Raw genomic sequence first — 19,171 nt, 5'->3', positions numbered from 1 at the left:
ATATTTGATAATCAAATACTTAAGTTAAAATGATCTATAAAAAATATAATCGATTTTTACCATTTTTTAATACTTTTAATACCTTTTGAATACTAAAACATTATTTTTTAATATTAAAAAGGGGTATGATTTTAGGGAAAAACCTTAGTTAAAATCTGTAACCTTAATATTCATTATCCGTTGCTCAAACTGATCGGGGCAATGGGATTTGGCTTTTATCTTCATTTTATAAACGTATATAGTACTATCAGAATACTCTAAGATTTTAGCAATGGTCTCGTTATCCGTAATACCCATTCTTATTAAGGCAAATATGCGAAGGTCGGTATTTAAGGTTTGATCCTTTACGGGCCATATCTGGTCCTTCTCATCGAACATACTGTTAAAGACCGTGATAAAATTGGGAAATAGCTGTGTAAAAATATGATCAAAATTAAAGTACATTTTTTCTCTTTCTTTTTTGATGTTTAGGTTATTTATTAAATCGTAAATAATCTCATTTCTATTAGCAGCGGGCTTTATTTTTAAAGAAAACTTTAAGTTTTCAAGTTTTGATATATAATCAGATATTATTTTAAAGAACTGCCCTAAATATTCAACATTAATCTTAGCATCCTTTATAAGTTGTCCGTTAATTTGGCTAAGCTGCAGGTTATCTGCACTGATCTTATGTTGCCTGTCCTTTATTTTTCTAAGTCGTTTAACAAGTATTAAGAAAACAAATAACCCCAATAATACTAATGCTGCTAACACAAGCAGGTAAACCCAGAATTTATTTTTTTGATGCTCTAAATGACCAAGCTTGGCTTCACTAATTAAAGGCAAAATTTTGCCTATTTGAAGTTTTCGTTGGCGTGCCCCGTAAAAATCAGCATCGGCTTTAGCCAGCTTAATTAAATTATAAGCATCATCAATGTTTCCTTCCTGGTATAATAACTGTGCAAGAGTATAAAGTGACACAGTTTCTTTGGTCGACGATTTAATATCTGAAATAACTGCATGTATCATCAGGTCAAGCCCTTCTTTTCTCTCCGCGTTAGCTAAACATACGGCAGCTATAGAACTGGATGCCATGGAGCTTATGTGCATGGAGATGGGTTTATCATGATTTAATAGGTTTTCAAACTGGAACCGGCTCTCATTAAAGTTGTTATGCTGCATTTTTTGCAATCCAAGCAAATAGGCGCGGTTTATTTCTTCCTTACCACAAAACAATATGGCCGAATCCATATATTTATTAGCTGCCTGTACATAAACAGGGCTAAAGTGATTATCATCGCTGTAATTAGCAAGTTCATAATTGCACCTGCTTAAAGATAAATAGTAGTCAACTTTGTTTTGGTTACTCAGCGCATTCAAATCAACGTTATGCAGGAGGTCTAACGTTTCCATAAACATTCCGGATGATAGCAGGATATAGGCCAGTTTAACATACCCATAATGCTGTTGTGTTTTATTACCTGTTATTAGGCTAACAGCAATCATTTTATGTGCATAAACATAAGCCGAATCAGAATGATATGATTTATATTCATTATATAAATTGTTCAAAACATCAAACTGACCATCATAGTCTGTTTTTGATAATTTCGTTTGCTGGGCTTTTAAGCTTTTTATGCGTAATTCTTTATTCTTATCATATTCGCTTTTTTTGTTTATCTCACTTTTTAATTTATCTAACAAATCGCTGGTTGCATTTGAATATGCTGTAACGCTTATCAACGAAATAAAAATAATGAGTAAAAAATGTTTCATATTTTATGGTTAATTCTGGTTAGTAAATATTTACATTAACAAAAGCAATTACCCAGGCAGGTTACATGCTCTCTTAAATTCATAATTAAGTCATTACTAATTTAACTCATAAAAATCAAACAATCGTTGTAATAAGGAATTAACTTTTAAATTCTACTTTTCCCAAATCCCTATCCGGTGTTTGGATAACCTACTCGCGAAATATCCACCATCAACGCTTATTAAAAAATATTAAATAAGTAATTATAAATTTAATCATTATTGCTAAACTTATTTTAATAATTGGGGTTCATAGCGCCTTTTTAGAGGACATTTATCCTGCTCAGCAAAAAAGTAACCTAATTCGGCTTTACTACTTCTCTTATACTTCATTTTGCATTTCTTAAGCTTTATAATACCCTGCTTTAAAAATTACGTTATATTAGTTATAGAAATCACCCCTGAATTTCTGTAAGAACTTCGTTACAAGAGGACAGTTCCTGATAGCAGCTTAGCTAAAAAACAGGAAACTAACTTATTTATTAGCTAATGCATGCTTTTTACTGAAGCAGCTTATAGTTAATTTAGCCTAATCAATTGAGCGTATTATGAACAAAAAGACAATTCTTGCATGTTGCCTGTCCGTTATTGCGGTGGGGGGACTACTATCATTCAAATTAATAAAGAATGAAGTAGAAAATGCCGGCTTAAAATTACCCGGGAACTTTAAAGCAAGTATAATTGCTGATAATTTAGGTAGTGCAAGGCACCTTGTTGCTACACCACAGGGTGATATTTTTGTACACCTTGGAGGACTCAAAAATGGGAAAGGCATTGTTGTTTTACATGACAATGGAGATAAAGCCGATGTAAAAACCACTTTTGGTACCTTTAGCGGTACGGGGATCAGCATTAAAAACGGATACCTGTATGCATCGTCAGACCAGGCTGTTTATCGTTATAAATTAAATAACAATAACGAAGTTGCTGATCCTGAACATCCTGAAACAGTAGTTAGTAATTTGGTTACTAAAAGAGCCCACAGACCCAAAGCCATAGCATTGGATAATGATGGAAATCTGTATGTGAACATAGGCGCATATTCAAATATTTGCAGCGAGTTAGATCCACAAAAAAAGGGATGCCCGATTTTGGATTCGGCAGGAGGTATCTGGAGGTTTAAAGCCGATAAGCTAAATCAAACCCAGGGCAATGGTATACGTTATGCAACCGGCTTACGCAACGTTGTAGGGCTTGATTGGAACCAGCAGAACAACCAGCTTTTTGTAATGCAGCATGGCCGCGATGCATTACATGATCTTTTCCCAAAACTTTATACCGTTCATCAATCTGCTATTTTACCGGCCGAATGTATGTACGCTCTTAAGGAAGGTGATAACGCCGGATGGCCATATATGTATTATGACGACGTAAAGCAAAAAAAGATGCAAGGCCCAGAATATGGTGGCGATGGCGTAAAAGAAGCTGATGCTAAGTATGCTGATCCTGTAGCTGCTTATCCTGGCCATTTGGCACCTGATGGCTTGCTGTTTTACACCGGTAACCAGTTCCCTGAAAAATATAAAAACGGGGCCTTTATAGCATTCCATGGATCATGGAACAGGGCACCCGAACCTCAGGCAGGATATTTTGTGGTTTTTCAACCTTTTAAAAATGGCAAGCCCGATGGTAAATGGGAAATATTTGCCGATGGTTTTGCAGGCACACCAGAGCAGGAGGCTTCAGGTCGTGCAGAACACCGCCCGTGCGGTCTTGCTCAGGCACAAGATGGATCACTTTATGTAAGTGACGACAACAAAGGAACTATTTATAAAATAAGCTATAAAAAATAATAAATGAAGATCAAAATAACCGTTTTATTGGTGGCATTATGCTCACTATCAATTACCAATTTACATGCTCAGGTAAAACGTAAACAAACACCGCGCAGCGGTGCAGTTTCAGCAACATCTGTTGCACGCGGAAAAATTGTATATACAAGTATATGCTTGCCCTGTCATATGGCAGATGGCGGAGGTGTACCAAACATGAATCCGCCTTTGGTTAAAACAAGTTATGTACTGGGAGATAAAACCACTTTAATCAAAATTGTATTAAATGGATTTAACGAAGATGTAGAAATAAACGGGCAGAGATATTCTAACTCCATGAGCTCGCATGATGATTTAAAAGATCAACAAATTGCTGATGTTTTAACCTATGTGCGGAATAGTTTTGGTAATAAGGCAAGCGCTGTTAAAATTGCCGAGGTAGCAAAAGTGCGGGCAACGCTTAAAAAAAGTTAGGCGCGCATTTTCTTAATAATTATGCCTTAAGTAGTGTAAATATTAAATCGGGGAGTGTATGAGGCGAAGAAGATTTTTAATGGGTTTATCAGCCTTTATAAGTTTAAAAGCTTTCAGCAAACAACAACCTCCATTAATGGAGGTTGTTTATTTTCAGGACGACGGGGTAATCCCCAACAGTAAATATCCCTTAATAATTTACCGGAAGGCTTTTTCTGAAACCGGAAGTGAAGGTGCTTCCTGGCTTGAGGAAAGGTTTGCCAAAAACAACTGGCGTAATTCATGGCGTAACGGCGTTTATCCCTTTCATCACTACCATAGCATATCGCATGAGGTTTTAGGTATATATTCGGGTTCGGCTACGTTGCATCTTGGAGGCGAAAAGGGAAAGAAATTAAAAGTTAATGCAGGCGATATTTTGATTATCCCAGCCGGTGTAGGGCATAAAAACCTGGGGGATAACGAAATGTTTGGCGTAGTTGGCGCTTATCCCAACGGCCATGAATGGGACCTGCTTAAAGGAGAGCCGGGAGATAGGCCACTGGCTGATAAGCATATTGCCGCGGTTCCTTTTCCCGATACTGATCCGCTTCTTGGAAACGCAGGTGGGCTACTAAAAACATGGAAATAATACATTGCCCTGGTAAAAGAAAGGGGATTGTTGATTAAATACCGATCTTATCCGCATCAACAAATTTATTGATCGCTTTTAGCCATGTTATGGCTTCCTGATGAGCCTCACGGGCCGTATCTAATATGGCATCCATCTGCCAGAAATAATGAGTTACTCCTGTAAACCGGCGAAAAGACACTTCTATACCCTGCCTCTGTAAACGTGCCGCATAATGTTCGGCTTCATCACGTAATGGGTCATGTTCGGCCGTGTAGATCAATGTTTGTGGAATATGCTTAACGTGCCCGGTCAAAAACGGAGAGGCAAGTTCGTTAAAGGCTTCATCTAAATTACCAAGATAGGTTTTCCATGTCAACCGCATTATTTCGCCCGAGAGCAGATAACCCTTTTCATAAGTATGATATGAAGGTGTATCAAACCCGTAATGTAAGGCAGGGCATACGAGTATCTGGCCAAACAGCTGGAACTCTCTGACCTTGTCAACCAAGTGGACCAACCCTGCTGCAATATTGCCTCCCGCGTTCTCTCCTCCAACAATTATCTTTTCGCTATCCATACCAAAATTAAACCCTTTTTCCTTGATCCAGTCAAGCACGGCCAGCCCCTGGTATAACGGAACCGGAAAATGGTACTCGGGCGCAAGGGCATAATCAACCGATATTACTACACAATCACTACCCTCAGCAAGCGTATCGCATATTGAATCACAGGTTTCCATATTGCCACCAATCCAATTACCACCATGAAAATAAACTAAAACCGGTTTCAACCCTGACGACGCGCCGCGGTATACTCTGAAATTAAAAGCCGGTACTTTATCAGGCGTAAGTTTAAACTCCATAACCGGTACGCATCCCCCGGCAGAATAAGTAGCAATACGCGCAAAATCATTGATCAATGACCTGAATGTGTTAACATTTAACGGGAGTTTATGAACCTCATTAAATTTTGTATTAAGAAGCTCATTGATCACAGGATGCAATTGAACGTTATGCGACATTCAAAAAATAGGGAATAAATAATAGGTTACTAAAAAGATAAAAGGGATACTGACCTAAAATATAAATCAGCATCCCCGGGTATTATATGGAAATTAAGGGCGATAATTTGCAATGTCCTGATCGCTATTTTAACAATTAAGCTATTAACTCAAGCTGATTAAGATATTCTTTTATAACTTCTATTTCGTCAATACTTAATTTGCTGTCAATAGCTTTGGCATTTTCAATGGCCTGTTCACTATTTCGTGCACCAACCAGCGCTATGGTTATGCCCGGTTGCTCAAGTGTCCATAAAATAACCAATTGTCCTAATGTCAAATGTTTTTCATCGGCAATGGGTTTTATCAGATTAAGGAACTCACTGGTCCTTTTTAAATTTTCATCTTTAAAAAATGACACTTCTTTGCGGTGATCACCTTTTGAAAACTCATAGCCTGGTTTCATTTTACCGGTTAAAAGTCCCCTCTCTAATGGACTGTAAGCCAGGATGGATTTATTGTGCTCCAGGCAATAAGGAATTAATTCTGATTCAATTGAACGTTTAACCATGCTATAAGGTACCTGATCAGATACAACGGTGACATATTTTTCGGCTTCGGCCATTTGTGCCGCGTCATAATTACAAACGCCCGCGTAACGCACTTTTCCCTGCTCAATTAACCGCGAAACAGCTTCCATACTTTCTGCTATCTGCGTTGTTGAATCGGGCCAATGGATTTGGTACAGGTCAATGTAATCAGTCCCCAAACGTTTTAAACTGTCTTCGCACTCTTTTATAATACTTTCTTTACCCGCATACTTATAAATATCAATATCTACTCCGCTGTTATTTTTACTGCTAAAGCCAAAATCACCTTTTTTAAGGTCCCAGCGCATTCCATATTTAGTAAGGATCTGAAATTTATCACGGGGCAGTCCTTTGATCGCTTCACCAACAATTTCCTCACTTGTACCCTGACCGTAGATCGGGGCCGTATCAATAGATGTTACGCCGAGCGAATATGAAACCCTTATGGCATCAATAGCCTCTTTGCGTTCGGTACCACCCCACATCCAGCCACCGGCTGCCCATGCACCAAAAGTTACTTCGGAGAGTAATAAATCTGTATTTGCTAATTTCCGATACTTCATCATTCTTTTGTTTTTAATTACTTTTTTTGTTTATTATGCACCATACAACAAATTAAATCGTTTTATTAACTTTATACATTGTTGCAACAGCCACAAAGGAACAACAAAAGGTCATGAAGACCAATAACTTACCCAGTAATTAGTAACTCATTAATCAGTTAGCATGGCAGAAAGAAAACTAAGCTCCACCAATTACCATAACCAGTCATTCCTGGAGGAAAAATGCGCGCTTAATGAACTTATATATTTATTGAGTAAAAGATGGATGACTGAAGTACTATTTAGTATTGAAGAGGGCAATACCCGTTTTACAAGCCTAAAGGAGGATTTGGAACATATAAGCGATCATATCCTGGCAGACAGGTTGAAATTTTTGGAACAGCATGAACTGATACATAAAAGCTATGTACCAGGCAATCCTCCAAGAACCGAGTATACCTTAACTGGTAAAGGGACAGAACTTAGCCAGATATTAGAGGGTTTATGCCACTTTGCAGAAAACCAAATGCAATTTTGATATCTGGCATAATCAAACTTACAAGTATTAACTTCTACCTGTCAAAGCATACCAAAAGCAGCTAATTGATTTGTTAGTTAACCCATTTTATTTATTAAAGCATCATTAACTTACTTTTATGGCAAAATATCGCACAGGTATTTACCAATAGTAATCATTTTTATATAAATAAAATACCATCATGAAGTTATCTCAACAATTAAGGCTGGTTTGTTGTGCCTGCCTTTTAGTGCTCGTAGCCGCCTCTTCAACCGCTTTTGCTAAAGCACCGGCTAAAAACTACTACCAATTAAAAATATATCATTATAAAACGCAGGAGCAGGAAAGTAAGATTGAGCATTACTTGCAACAAGCATACATACCGGCATTGCATCGTGCAGGTGTTAAAAATATTGGGGTATTTAAACCAGTTACACAACAGGATACTGCCAAACTTATTTATGTTTTCACCCCGTTTTCTTCGTTGGATAAATTAGCCGGAATAAACGAGAAATTACAGGAAGATGCTCAATATCTGACTGATGGTAAAGATTATATTGATGCTGATTATAAGGATGCGCCATATAGCCGTATAGAGACCATTGTCTTGCAAGCTTTCCCAGGTATGCCAGCTCCTGCTGTTCCAAACCTTACCGCAGCTAAGGCCGACAGGGTTTATGAACTGCGCAGCTATGAGAGCGCTACTGAAAAATACAATTTTAACAAAGTAAGGATGTTTAACGTTGGTGATGAAATAGGGCTTTTTAAAAGATTAGAATTTAATGCCGTTTTTTATTCGGAAGTGATAGCCGGCAGCCACATGCCTAACCTAATGTATATGACAACTTTTAACAGTAAAGAAGACAGGGATAAACATTGGGAAGCATTTAGCAATGACGCGCAATGGAAAACACTTACTGCAAAAGCTGAATTCAAAAATAATGTTTCGCACGCGGATATTATTTTCCTACATCCTGCTGAGTATTCGGATTTTTAACAATCTATCTCACTTGCTAAAAATCATAGGGCCCGTTGATCAATGATCAACGGGCCCTATTTTATATCAAAACCTTATTTAAATAAAAAAGGCGCTCATATCATGATATGGCGCCTTCTTTGTTTAGGTATAGTTGATTAAGAAATACAAGTATTATTTTGGTGCTGGTTAATAAATTTATTAACTCACGGTTTCATGATCTTTTATCTCGTGGCTCAAAACCTCATTAAATTTTTCAAGCAACTTTATATACCTATCCATCCAATAGTAAATAGCATTAGGCGTTTGTTCTGCTGCATTTTGTGTTTCTGCAAGAGAATCACCAATAGTATCGTTATTTGTTTTAGCAAACTCTTCGGGAAATTCATTTGAAAAATCATGCCCTATTACAAAGCCAATTTTACAAATGACGTCAAGACTAAGTTTTTCCATTTCAAACCAGTTATAAATGGTTCGCCTGCTTACATTTAGTCGCCTTGCAAGCTCACTAATACCCATACGATCTCTGCGAACAACCCGTTCCAATATTTGTCCGTAATTCAAATCAGGGCTGCTATAAATGCCACCAGAATTATTGTTATTGGTTACATAACCAATAAGCGGATAGTCAATTTTGTTGTGCATAACCTAAATTTTTATATAGAGGTAATTCGCCTCTAAAATTTACCTAAAAACTGAAATACATTAACTTACCATAAAATACTTTAGCGTAAAAAGTAGTCCCATTTAAATATTTTTCCAAATTATAAAGTTTTGCAGGGCCCATGTACCTATTCAATGAAACAATCATAAAAAAACATCTTCAAATCATATCCATTTTTAGACAACCCATTACTATACGCCTTTATTTTATATTTATCATAATAAAAGTAGATTAAACAAAACACTAAAAAATGATTTTCATCACATTTAACAGTGATTCTCGTCAAATAAGATTTATTGGTATTTTGGCCATATTTCCCAAACAATTCCTAATTAAATTTATGTTGTTTCAGTGTTTACAAGTCTTAGATCCAGTTTTTCATATTGAGAATTATTACTGATATAATCAGGAAGAATAGCTTTCATTTTAAGCACCATTAAATCAACATTATTAAGCAAACTAAGCTCCAGCAACTCTTTAATTACGCTATTAACTTCTGCATAGCTATTAGGTATAGTTTTCGAGATTTTTATGCTTTTATTATATGTTGGAATGATATGCTCTTCAACATTTAACAATTCTTCATATAGTTTTTCGCCAGGTCTTAGACCTGTAAATACAATTTTTATATCTTCATCCGGAATAAAGCCTGCTAATTTTATCATATTGGCAGCCAGATCTGCTATCTTAACGGGCTCTCCCATATCAAACAGGAATATTTCAGAGCCTTTGCCCATTACTGCTGCTTCCAGTACAAGTTGTACAGCCTCCGGAATTGTCATAAAATAACGTGTAATATCAGGATGGGTTACAGTTACGGGTCCGCCACGTTGAATTTGTGCTTTAAACCGGGGAATAACAGAACCGTTGGATCCAAGAACGTTTCCAAAACGGGTTGTAATAAATTTGGTTTTTCCTGTTGCAATATCTCCATTTATTGGATAAAAACCCTGGTCATTACTAATTTCTGTGCTTAAAGACTGTATGTACATTTCTGCAATACGCTTGGAGGCACCCATTATGTTGGTTGGCCGCACCGCTTTATCGGTAGAAATCATAACAAACTTTTCCACCCCAAATTCCATGGAAATATCTGCTACGTTTTTGGTACCCCACACATTGGTTAATACAGCCTCTGTAGGATTATTTTCCATCATGGGCACATGTTTGTATGCGGCAGCGTGAAAAACAATTTGTGGTTTATATAAGTTAAAAAGTGATTTTATGCGATTGGTATTTTGAATATCAGCAATAAATATTTTTGTTTTGCATGAGCTTTTCCCATCTTCAATTTCCATTTGAATATCATGCAAAGGTGTTTCGGCCTGGTCACACAATATGATATACTCCGGATCATAGCACATTACCTGCCGCACAATTTCAGACCCGATAGAGCCGGCTGCACCTGTAACCAAAACCCGTTTACCACTAAGTTCACTAAAGATATGATCTTTGCATAGCTCAATAGGCGCACGTTGTAACAGGTCTTCAATTTTCAAATCTTTAAACTGGTTCAAGTTAGGTTTTCCATTGAGCCATTGATCAGATGGGGGAACGGTGATCACTTTAATACCAAGTTCCATGCATTTTTCAACAGCGTTTCGTTTGTTGTCAACATTCAGCTCTTCGGAGGTAATAAGCATCGTTTTGATAGAAAACTTTTGTTTTAATCTTTCAATCGACCGTATCGGGTACACCTGCTTTTGTTCAAGGCATTTATTTATTTTATCAGACCCCACATCAATAAAACCCTGAACCTGTATCATGAGCCCTTTTTGTGATTCTACCGCATTTTTAATTAAAATAGAGGATGTACCTGAACCATAAACCAAAATATTTTCTTTCTTTTCAGTCAATCCCGGACCTTCAAGATATACGAATAAGTCTTTTATTACAATTCGCATACCCATCAATAAGGATGACGATATAAAAAAATTAATAAGTAGTATATCGCCCAACCCAATAAGGCTAAATTTCAAATAAGGTGCAAATAATACATTGCAAAGCAACATGAACGCCGCATTACTTGCCAGCACTGCCATAAAAATGCGTAACATATCTTTTGTGTTCGAATACCTTATAATACGGGTATGGATACGCATTACCAGAAAAATTAAAATTGCATTACTACAGTAAAAAATCATGTAGTAAATATTATTTAGCTTCAAATCCAATTTATCCTTTAAAGAAATAGAAAGGCAAAGGGATATAAACACGATCATCAGATCAATTAAAAGAACTAACCATCTGGAATGAAATTTATCGTGAAATATCAAATTTCTTATGTATATCATAGCAATAAGATTTAAGATTATTAAAAATTCAGGTTTATTTTATATTCGAAAAAAATAGATATTGGTGTTTCGATCAATATTTTTTATCAAGCAGTTCTTGATATATGGGCGGGATTTGGCATTATAATGCCAACTTTTATAGTCTAAAAATTCAGGCGTATCTGTATAGCGGAAAAAAATCGATATCGGCGTTTTTATCAATATCTTTTTTATCAAGCAGTTCTTGATATATAGCGGGGTTGGCAATATAGCGCCAGCTTTTATAATCTAAACAATGCTCTGTAAAGCCTAACTTCCATTTAAAAAGAGCATCTTCTTTAAAACCAAGCCCGCCCCCCAAATTATAGTAGCGCATACCCAGCGATCTGCCCAATATTGAAATCTCATCGGCCATAAACTTAGCGGGGCTATGATGCAGGTATTCGTTAAGCGTTCCTATTAAATGTGCCTGGATAATGCCATTGGTAAACATGATTATGGTGCTGCAAATTGCTATATCACCATCATACGCTGTTATCAGACGGGCATCATATTCAGGAGTGTTTAAAATTTTGTTAAAGTATTCCTGGTTAAAAAAATAATAAGGTGAAGCACCTACCCGGTTCATGTTTTCCAGATAAATTTTTACAAACAACGCAATGGCATCGGGTCCTCTCTCCTCTTTAACCTTAAAACCCTTGTTCCAGGCATGCTTTATTGCATCCATAGTTGATTGCTTGTATTTATTACGCTGCTCCTCTATACTCTCTGACAGGTCAATAACTACGGTACGACCATTTTCATATATACCTCCAAATTTTTCAAGCAGTAGTTGCTGCTTAAAAAATGGATGCATCCTGGTAAATACAGAAACATATTTTCCGTCTATAAGAAAATCCTGAAAGGCATGTTTAAAATTTTCCTTTAATGTATTACCCAATTCATCCATTTTTTTGTTTGAAAAAGGACCTGTATAACCATACACACTGCCAAGATCGTAAAGATCAGATCCAGGAATTGGCCTTTTAAGCAGCGGAAATGCGATATAATCGTCATGTTCCTGATAAACAAACAAAAGAGGTATACCCTGCCCCGTTTCTAATGCATGATAATGCCAGGTATGATAAAAATCATACTCTGCTGCTTTCTGTACATAAGAAGTCCATTCCAGCTTATCATGGATTGTCAATAATTTGATCATGTGGTTTGGTTTAATTTAGTTTTATATAGCAATCATTTATCCGAGGTTTCCAGGGCCATGAATTTTTTTTTTGAAATACTCATCCTGACCAGACCATCTTTTTCACCGACAATATCGAATCCGGCTTTTTCATAGATGGATAAAGCCGGGATATTAGCGGGATGTACTCTTAAATATAAACTGTCCAGATTTTTAAAAAAGAAGGCATATTTCAGTATAAGCATGGTAGCCTGATAGCCAATACCTTTACCCCAATACATTTTATTTCCGATAAAAAGATGCAATTCCGCACGTTTATCCTGAATATCCAGCAATTGGATATTACCAACATAGGTGTCAAGCTCTTTTAAGCAGATGGCAAAGCGAATTTGGTCGGGCCTGTTCAGGTTACTTTGTAGCCATGCAGCCTCCATTCTTGGGGTAATACGCTGAGTAGCCTTAAAATTGGTAAAAGTCCAAACCTTTGGATCATTTCTCCATAAATAAGATGTTTGTGCATCTTCTAAAACCAGGGGGCGTATGTATACTGAAATATTCATATAAATTGTTGTAAAATGTTTAACATAAAAAACATGTCCTGAAGATTATACCGGTGATCTATTGGCAAAGGCACCATACACCGGGCGAGATAGTTTTCATACATTTTGCTGGTGGTCCACTTAAACACATTTGGCCAGTATGTAGCCACGAATATTTTTTTCTGTATCAGGTGTAATTTCAGATCACGATCAGCACTTAAAAAAGGATAAACCATTGGGGAGTAGTCGTCTGGAATATCAAACTTAAACAGGTTTTGGGCCTGCAAATGCTTATGTAAAAATTCAAAATTCCGCTTTCGTATCCGGGCGCATTCCTCGTAGTTAATACTTGAAAGAATTCTTTGTGTTAAGGGCGACATGCTCCTAATTTCATTATTCACTAAAGCATCATTATTTCTCTTGAAATCAGAATAACCCGCCTCTACGCCAAATTCAATGCTTTTTAAAAGATGAGAACAACGACTAACAGATGAATCAACCGGCAACTTCCGACTGAGCTTTTTATTAATCTGCAGATAAGCCCCGTCAGGAACCCCAAAAAACTTTCTGCACGAATAAAAAGTATCTATGCCAGGCAATGGAGCCGAAAAAAAAGCCTGAGAATTATCTATGATCAGGTTTTTGATCTGCCTACTTAAACACTTTATTGTTTCCTGTTTAATGCCAAAGTAATTGGTGTATAAAAAGCAGGCATCCGGTTCAATTTCAAAATCAATAACAGGATTAAGCTGATCATTAATTTTATAAAACTGATAGGCTACATCAAGCTTTTTAATAGGCTCAAGTAAAACATCACAAGTAAAATAAGGTATATAAATTTTGGCATACCCTTTTTGTTTCAGAATATATTCCAGAGCGTTACGGCCGGTATTTAGTCTGATCAAATTAGGGTAAAACTCCTTTCCTACGGCTAATTGCAATTCGTAATACCCCCCCATGGTTCTTAGAGTGGTTTTAGTTTTCTGCATGGTTAAAAGTTTAATATGATTGGTTTAGGTATTATTCTCAGCCCTGGTCACGCTGGTACATTCTTAAATGTGGAGGCTGATAATATTCATCTAAATTTTCAGGGACACGTGCATTATATCCAATAACCTGTCGCAGTTCAGCACTTAACCCTGCAACAAAGTCATAACCTAAAAATCTTGAATAATCCAACTGTTGCTTAAAAAACGGAGGGGTAAAGCCCAATGTTAAAGCTCTTCTCACGTCTGTGGTAGTATTTTCGCCAGCAGCATGCCAAATGTTTGAGTTAAAAAGGATTATGCTTCCTTTTGGTGCAATGGCCCGTTCTGCATGATCATAAAAATACATTTCATCGGGTTTCAGATCTGTTTTATGTGAGCCCGAAAGAAAACAAGTTGCACCATTTAACAATGTAAAATCATCAAGCGTAACAATCATCTGGATCAGCAATTTTGCATCTTTCATAAAGGTGCGCGCATCACGATGTATGTTACTCAAATAAGGGTGCTCTTTTTTAGCATGTATTACTGCATTCATACCATTCAGGATATAATTGCCGTTTAAGAAATGCCTGATCTCTTCATTGCAATACATTTTTTCAAGAAAACGAAGCCCGAAATTTTCGCGTTCTAACAAATGATGCAACGTTCCACCCATATTAGCACTTATGCCGTTTTTCTCCTGGATACTTCTCCTGTATTTATAAGCATCTATTAAATCTTCATTAATCTTGTCAACAAAATCCGCCCCTAAAACATTATTATAAACAACCCATCCATATTCATCTATTGCACTTGTAAAATCACTTAAAGTTCGGTCGGCATAATTCAACCTATTTTCCATTGCGTAAAATTTATTGGTCTTGCTTTGGTACAATATTTTAGTTCAGCTGCATAATTTTCAACATCTCGGCATTAACAAGATTTACATCGAATTTTTTCCGGGCAAAAGCAAGTCCGTTTACCCCATTGGAACTAATAGCATTGCTATTGCTGAGGTAAAATTTCATTTTTGAAACAAGCTCAGTGACATTTTTAACAGGAACCAGAAAGCCGTTTGCAGCCAAAGCTGATTCAATAGTTTCCCTGCAGCCCACAGAATCACTGGTTATAATTGCTCTTCCCATTGCCATGCTTTCCAGCAAACAGCGAGGAATACCCTCCCCGTAATAAGAAGGTAATACTACTACGGATGCATCTTTTATATGAGGCCTCACATCATCAACTTCGCCCAGGTAAGTAATTGTTTTTCCTGACTTAATTTTACTGTAAAGCTCATTGCTTATGGTATCAACGTTGCTGCCATACGCTCCAATCAGTTTAAACTGGATATTGGGGTGTTGTAAACGGATATTTCGTGCCGCCTCGTAATATTCATAGATCCCTTTGGCGTTTATTAAACGCGAGATCATTAAAAAACTAACGTTTTTTATATCAGGCGGAGCGTATTCATAATGTTCCAGATCAACACCTGAACCATTTACTACGGCAACCTTATGTTTAGCAGTTAAAATTTTATGCTGTAACAGTGTTTGATAATCATCTTTGTTCTGAAAAATTATTCTCAGCCGACGGTTATTCATCAGGCTGAATTTTAAAAGCTTGCGTGTAATATTGCTTAGCAAACCTTTTTTTGCATTTGGAGTGAAGTTATAACCCAGGCCTGTAAGCATTGGTGTTATCTTTTTAACACGACATAATTTTGCCAGGACGGTTCCGTATATTACAGGTTTAAAAGTGTACGGAAAAAAAACATCCGGCCGCAGTTTTTTGATCAGCTTATATAGCTGAATAATATAACGGATATCTGAAAAAACGGAAACATTGCTGCCATCCAGTTCATTTTCATATACACCTACCTTTAGTAATGCTAATTTTTCACGTACGCTTTGCTGTGTAATGCGAGGTGTAAATACATATACCTCATGGTGTTGTACCAATTGTTCTATGAGTTTGCCCCTGAAATCCATTAATGATCTGGACGAATCGCATACGATCAGTATTCTTTGCCCTGTTTTATTCATGGGTACTATAAATTAATACCGGCTACTTACGTATGATTTAAATTGTAACACCGGAATGGTTATTATAAAGCGGGATAATAGGTTTTTTCAACCGATCAGACAGATCGGGTTGAGCATATATATTATATTGGTTATATTAAAATGAATAGCATTTAGCAGGCGCTAAATGCGGGCAATAAATATATTATTGCAATAATGATGTAACAGGTATAAGGTTTAGTTAGGCAAACAAAACATTTTTTTAAAATATCCCAAACCACCTTGAGGTGGTTTGGGGTATTAAAAGTGAGTTTTTAAATAAAGATCAGAATTTTTAGTTAGTAGTTCTTGGGCCTGAACCTGCTTGAACTAAAGCTGGTACATTTGCAGCCGGATCCAATACTGATGTGTAAGAGTAACCTGGTAACCAGTTTGAAATTGCGGTTGTAATATCATTTTTACCACAATTTAAATAAATATTAGTGTTAACACCACTAAAATAACCTGGAGGGTCACCAGCTAAATTTGTAGAAATAGGTTTGGCACAGTTTGAGAAATACTCATTATCGGTACGTACATTACCTGCTGCCCTTGCACCTAATGAATAACCGGTGTTATTTAAATGGTAGTTATTGAACACGTGTACACTGCCATAATTCATATCAGGTTCTCTTTCGCTAACATTATACCAAAAGTTATGGTGCATGGTTACATGAAGGTGACCGATATCTGACTCATGCCCAGCTATTCCTCCACTTATAAGTACTGATAAATTGGTGTCGTGAAACTTGCTCCAGGAAACAGTTACATAATCGGCAGCGCGGGTAATAGAGATGTCTTTACCCCAGTAATCCCAGCCATGGTTACGGTCTGTTGAAAACTCGCAATGATCAACCCACACGTGATGTGTTTGATCCTTGATCATTACCGCGGCATCTTTCACATAGTTTTTAAACCTTATATCCTGAATGATAATGTTGCTTACCGTAAAAATATACAATGATACACCTTGAATAACAGCGCCTGGTTTTCCAATAATTGACTTATTTGATAAAACGTATACCGGCTCGCCGCCTGATCCTGTGATTGTACCGCTTACATATACAATTCTTTTAGTGTTATCTCCTACGGCAGCTTTTAAAGCCGCTAAGGTTGTCACTGTAACAGATGAACCCCCAGCTCCTCCGGTGGTTGTTCCGTTAACCATTGCGTATCCCATAAGGCCGGCGGTTGACGTCGGCGCGGTCTGCGCTGGAGCAGTTGGAGCTACGGGTGCTGTTGTAGAACCTCCGGTAGATCCATCTAACGTGTAAGTGTATTTCCGGCCATTATTCATGGGGTTGGAATTATCTGATGCTGAGAAAATCAGTGTAGTTCCCCAATGACTGAAACGACCTTTACCATAATCACGGATGTCCTGATGAACCGAATGAGGTGGCTTTAATTCAACCCCGTTTTCAAAAAGACGAAGGGTGGATACGGTAGGTTGCTCGTTAGAGTCGCCTGATTTGCTTAACGGATATCCAATTTTATAGGCATGTCCTCCATCATTCCGTAAACCGGCTAAATTTACAGTGTACTTGGTTCCCGCAGTAGTTGCCAAAGCTGCGGTTGCCGAATTTGTTGTTAATGCAGTGCTATCTTGTACACGCGTCGGATCATCTCCGTTTTTTTTGCAACTACCAAAAAAGATAATTGCACTTAGCATCATACTGACTACTGCCACTTTTGTAATAGGTTTTTTTGTTCTTTCCATATGTTTTTTTTATTAAGGCCATCAAACGGAGCTGCGTTTGATAAATTGCCAATAAAAAAACTTTATGGAAAGATGAACTTAAATTGAAAGAGGTTCAAAAACTGCGTTATAACACCTATTTACTGTTAAAATGTGTAAAAGACATGTGTAAACCAAGTGTATAAAATTGCACACTTTCTGACATTAATATGACATTACAGGGTTTCAATATCAGACGGTACGGGCTCAAAATGTTGCTTTTTGACCTTATAAAACGATTTATACCAGGCTGTAAATCTGGAAACACCAGTGTGAACAGAAATTTTAGGTTTATAGTTTAAAACACCATCCAAATTAGATACATCAGCACAAGTTTCAGCTACATCGCCCTCTTGCATGGGCAAAAATATTTTTTTAGCGGTAATATGTAATTGCTTTTCAATTTCTACTACAAAATCAAGCAGGTTAACCGGCGCGCCCCTGCCAATATTGAAAATACGAAAAGGAGCTTTTGAAGTTGCAGGATCAGGTTTCAGCGCATCCCATTCAGGATTTGCCTCAGCAGGACTGTCAATCACGTGCATAATCCCTTCAACAATATCATCAATATAGGTAAAATCGCGTTTCATATTACCGTTATTGAAAACTTCAATAGGTTTACCTTCCAGCATAGCCTTGGTAAAAATAAAGAGCGCCATATCTGGCCGGCCCCAGGGACCGTAAACAGTAAAGAAACGCAGACCTGTAGTGCGTAAATTAAACAAATGACTATAAGTATGCGCCATCATTTCATTAGCCTTTTTTGAAGCTGCGTATAATGAAACCGGATGATCAGCTATATCATGTTCATTAAAAGGCATTTTTTTATTCAAGCCATATACACTTGATGAACTTGCATAAGCTAAATGATTAATTTTAAAATGCCGGCAACACTCCAGAATGTTTAAAAACCCTTTAATGTTAGAGTCAATGTAAACTTCGGGATTGGTTAAACTGTAACGCACACCGGCTTGTGCTGCCAGGTTACATACAGCATCAAACTGATGGGTTTTGAAACATAATTCAAGTTGGTCCTTATCAAGCAGGTCAAGCTTTATAAATGTATAGTTAGGGTTTGTTTCGCTGCAAACAGGCTTTGCATATTCCAGCTCAGATACCCTGATACCGGCATCTTCCAGCCTCGCATACTTTAAACGTACATCATAATAATCATTAATAATATCAATGCCTACTACCGTATCCCCCCTTTTCAACAAACGTTTAGCCAAATGATAGCCAATGAAACCAGCCGTGCCGGTAACTAAAATTTTCATAAGATTTTAAATTTAAAAAATGAATGAATAGAACTTTTTAAGTAAAGAGAATACAAGAAAGCTTTGATAATGAAAGCTTTGAACGCCTATGGAACAGGCTGATAGATTATTGTTGAACAAAGTCTGACCAGACCTTATTCAACAATAATTAGTTTAAAAATAAATTTCATCCCACGTATAGTACAGCATCGGTTATTTAG

17 protein-coding genes are annotated in these 19,171 nt (G+C 37.0%); 5 read left to right on the top strand and 12 right to left on the bottom strand.

Going from position 1 to position 19,171, the window contains the following annotated elements; genetic code table 11:
* Nucleotides 1-144: 144 nt before the first annotated feature.
* Nucleotides 145-1,755, bottom strand: a complete 1,611-nt coding sequence (locus M2273_RS22615) for a DUF6377 domain-containing protein (RefSeq protein WP_429400050.1) — start codon at nt 1,753-1,755, stop codon at nt 145-147.
* 587 nt (nt 1,756-2,342) lie between these two features.
* Between M2273_RS22615 and M2273_RS22610 the strand changes: the two genes are divergently transcribed.
* Genes M2273_RS22610 through M2273_RS22600 form a run of 3 tightly spaced genes read left to right on the top strand, consistent with a single transcriptional unit; the run spans nt 2,343 to nt 4,671 of the window.
* Complete coding sequence (locus M2273_RS22610) at nt 2,343-3,587, top strand: PQQ-dependent sugar dehydrogenase (protein WP_429400049.1); 1,245 nt, start codon at nt 2,343-2,345, stop codon at nt 3,585-3,587.
* A gap of 3 nt (nt 3,588-3,590) precedes the next feature.
* Nucleotides 3,591-4,040 carry a c-type cytochrome gene (locus M2273_RS22605; RefSeq protein WP_429400048.1) on the top strand — a complete coding sequence of 150 codons (450 nt, stop codon included), beginning with the start codon at nt 3,591-3,593 and terminating at the stop codon, nt 4,038-4,040.
* Nucleotides 4,041-4,098: 58 nt separating this feature from the next.
* Nucleotides 4,099-4,671 (top strand): hypothetical protein, encoded by a 573-nt coding sequence (locus M2273_RS22600; RefSeq protein WP_429400047.1) that lies wholly within the window; start codon nt 4,099-4,101, stop codon nt 4,669-4,671.
* A 34-nt stretch (nt 4,672-4,705) separates the two neighbouring features.
* On the opposite strand, the gene M2273_RS22595 is transcribed toward M2273_RS22600, so the two are convergent.
* Both M2273_RS22595 and M2273_RS22590 read right to left on the bottom strand, forming a co-directional pair.
* Nucleotides 4,706-5,674: an alpha/beta hydrolase gene (locus tag M2273_RS22595; protein ID WP_429400046.1), complete on the bottom strand. Its 969-nt coding sequence runs from the start codon at nt 5,672-5,674 to the stop codon at nt 4,706-4,708.
* A gap of 136 nt (nt 5,675-5,810) precedes the next feature.
* On the bottom strand, nt 5,811-6,809 hold the full coding sequence (locus M2273_RS22590) for an aldo/keto reductase (RefSeq protein WP_429400045.1): 999 nt from the start codon (nt 6,807-6,809) through the stop codon (nt 5,811-5,813).
* 160 nt (nt 6,810-6,969) lie between these two features.
* Here M2273_RS22590 and M2273_RS22585 point away from each other — a divergent pair, with 160 nt between their 5' ends.
* Entirely contained in the window at nt 6,970-7,323 is a 354-nt protein-coding gene (locus M2273_RS22585) for a winged helix-turn-helix transcriptional regulator (RefSeq protein WP_429400044.1), read from the top strand.
* Nucleotides 7,324-7,504: 181 nt separating this feature from the next.
* A complete protein-coding gene (locus M2273_RS22580; RefSeq protein ID WP_429400043.1) occupies nt 7,505-8,299 on the top strand; it encodes an NIPSNAP family protein in 795 nt (264 codons plus the stop codon).
* 180 nt (nt 8,300-8,479) lie between these two features.
* Here M2273_RS22580 and M2273_RS22575 read toward each other — a convergent pair whose 3' ends face one another.
* The 9 genes from M2273_RS22575 to M2273_RS22535 all read right to left on the bottom strand — a co-directional run bounded on the left by M2273_RS22575 (nt 8,480) and on the right by M2273_RS22535 (nt 18,971).
* A complete protein-coding gene (locus M2273_RS22575; RefSeq protein ID WP_429400042.1) occupies nt 8,480-8,923 on the bottom strand; it encodes a hypothetical protein in 444 nt (147 codons plus the stop codon).
* A gap of 357 nt (nt 8,924-9,280) precedes the next feature.
* Entirely contained in the window at nt 9,281-10,999 is a 1,719-nt protein-coding gene (locus M2273_RS22570; RefSeq protein WP_429400041.1) for a polysaccharide biosynthesis protein, read from the bottom strand.
* Nucleotides 11,000-11,387: 388 nt separating this feature from the next.
* On the bottom strand, nt 11,388-12,416 hold the full coding sequence (locus tag M2273_RS22565) for a GNAT family N-acetyltransferase (protein ID WP_429400040.1): 1,029 nt from the start codon (nt 12,414-12,416) through the stop codon (nt 11,388-11,390).
* 32 nt (nt 12,417-12,448) lie between these two features.
* The gene (locus tag M2273_RS22560) at nt 12,449-12,955 is read right to left on the bottom strand and encodes a GNAT family N-acetyltransferase (protein WP_429400039.1); all 507 of its coding nucleotides are present in this window, start codon (nt 12,953-12,955) and stop codon (nt 12,449-12,451) included.
* The gene (locus tag M2273_RS22555; protein WP_429400038.1) at nt 12,952-13,923 is read right to left on the bottom strand and encodes a hypothetical protein; all 972 of its coding nucleotides are present in this window, start codon (nt 13,921-13,923) and stop codon (nt 12,952-12,954) included. Before M2273_RS22555 ends, M2273_RS22560 begins: the two co-directional genes overlap by 4 nt.
* 37 nt (nt 13,924-13,960) lie before the next feature.
* Entirely contained in the window at nt 13,961-14,764 is an 804-nt protein-coding gene (locus tag M2273_RS22550) for a phytanoyl-CoA dioxygenase family protein (RefSeq protein ID WP_429400037.1), read from the bottom strand.
* A gap of 37 nt (nt 14,765-14,801) precedes the next feature.
* Complete coding sequence (locus M2273_RS22545; RefSeq protein ID WP_429400036.1) at nt 14,802-15,944, bottom strand: glycosyltransferase family 4 protein; 1,143 nt, start codon at nt 15,942-15,944, stop codon at nt 14,802-14,804.
* A 313-nt stretch (nt 15,945-16,257) separates the two neighbouring features.
* Nucleotides 16,258-17,679 carry a pectate lyase family protein gene (locus M2273_RS22540; protein WP_429400035.1) on the bottom strand — a complete coding sequence of 474 codons (1,422 nt, stop codon included), beginning with the start codon at nt 17,677-17,679 and terminating at the stop codon, nt 16,258-16,260.
* A gap of 194 nt (nt 17,680-17,873) precedes the next feature.
* Entirely contained in the window at nt 17,874-18,971 is a 1,098-nt protein-coding gene (locus M2273_RS22535) for an NAD-dependent epimerase (RefSeq protein ID WP_429400034.1), read from the bottom strand.
* Nucleotides 18,972-19,171: the final 200 nt, after the last annotated feature.

It is taken from the genome of Mucilaginibacter lappiensis (assembly GCF_050433765.1).
GTDB lineage: Bacteria > Bacteroidota > Bacteroidia > Sphingobacteriales > Sphingobacteriaceae > Mucilaginibacter > Mucilaginibacter lappiensis_A.
Note: the sequence above shows the minus strand (reverse complement) of the source record. Positions and strands in the feature narration are given on the sequence as shown.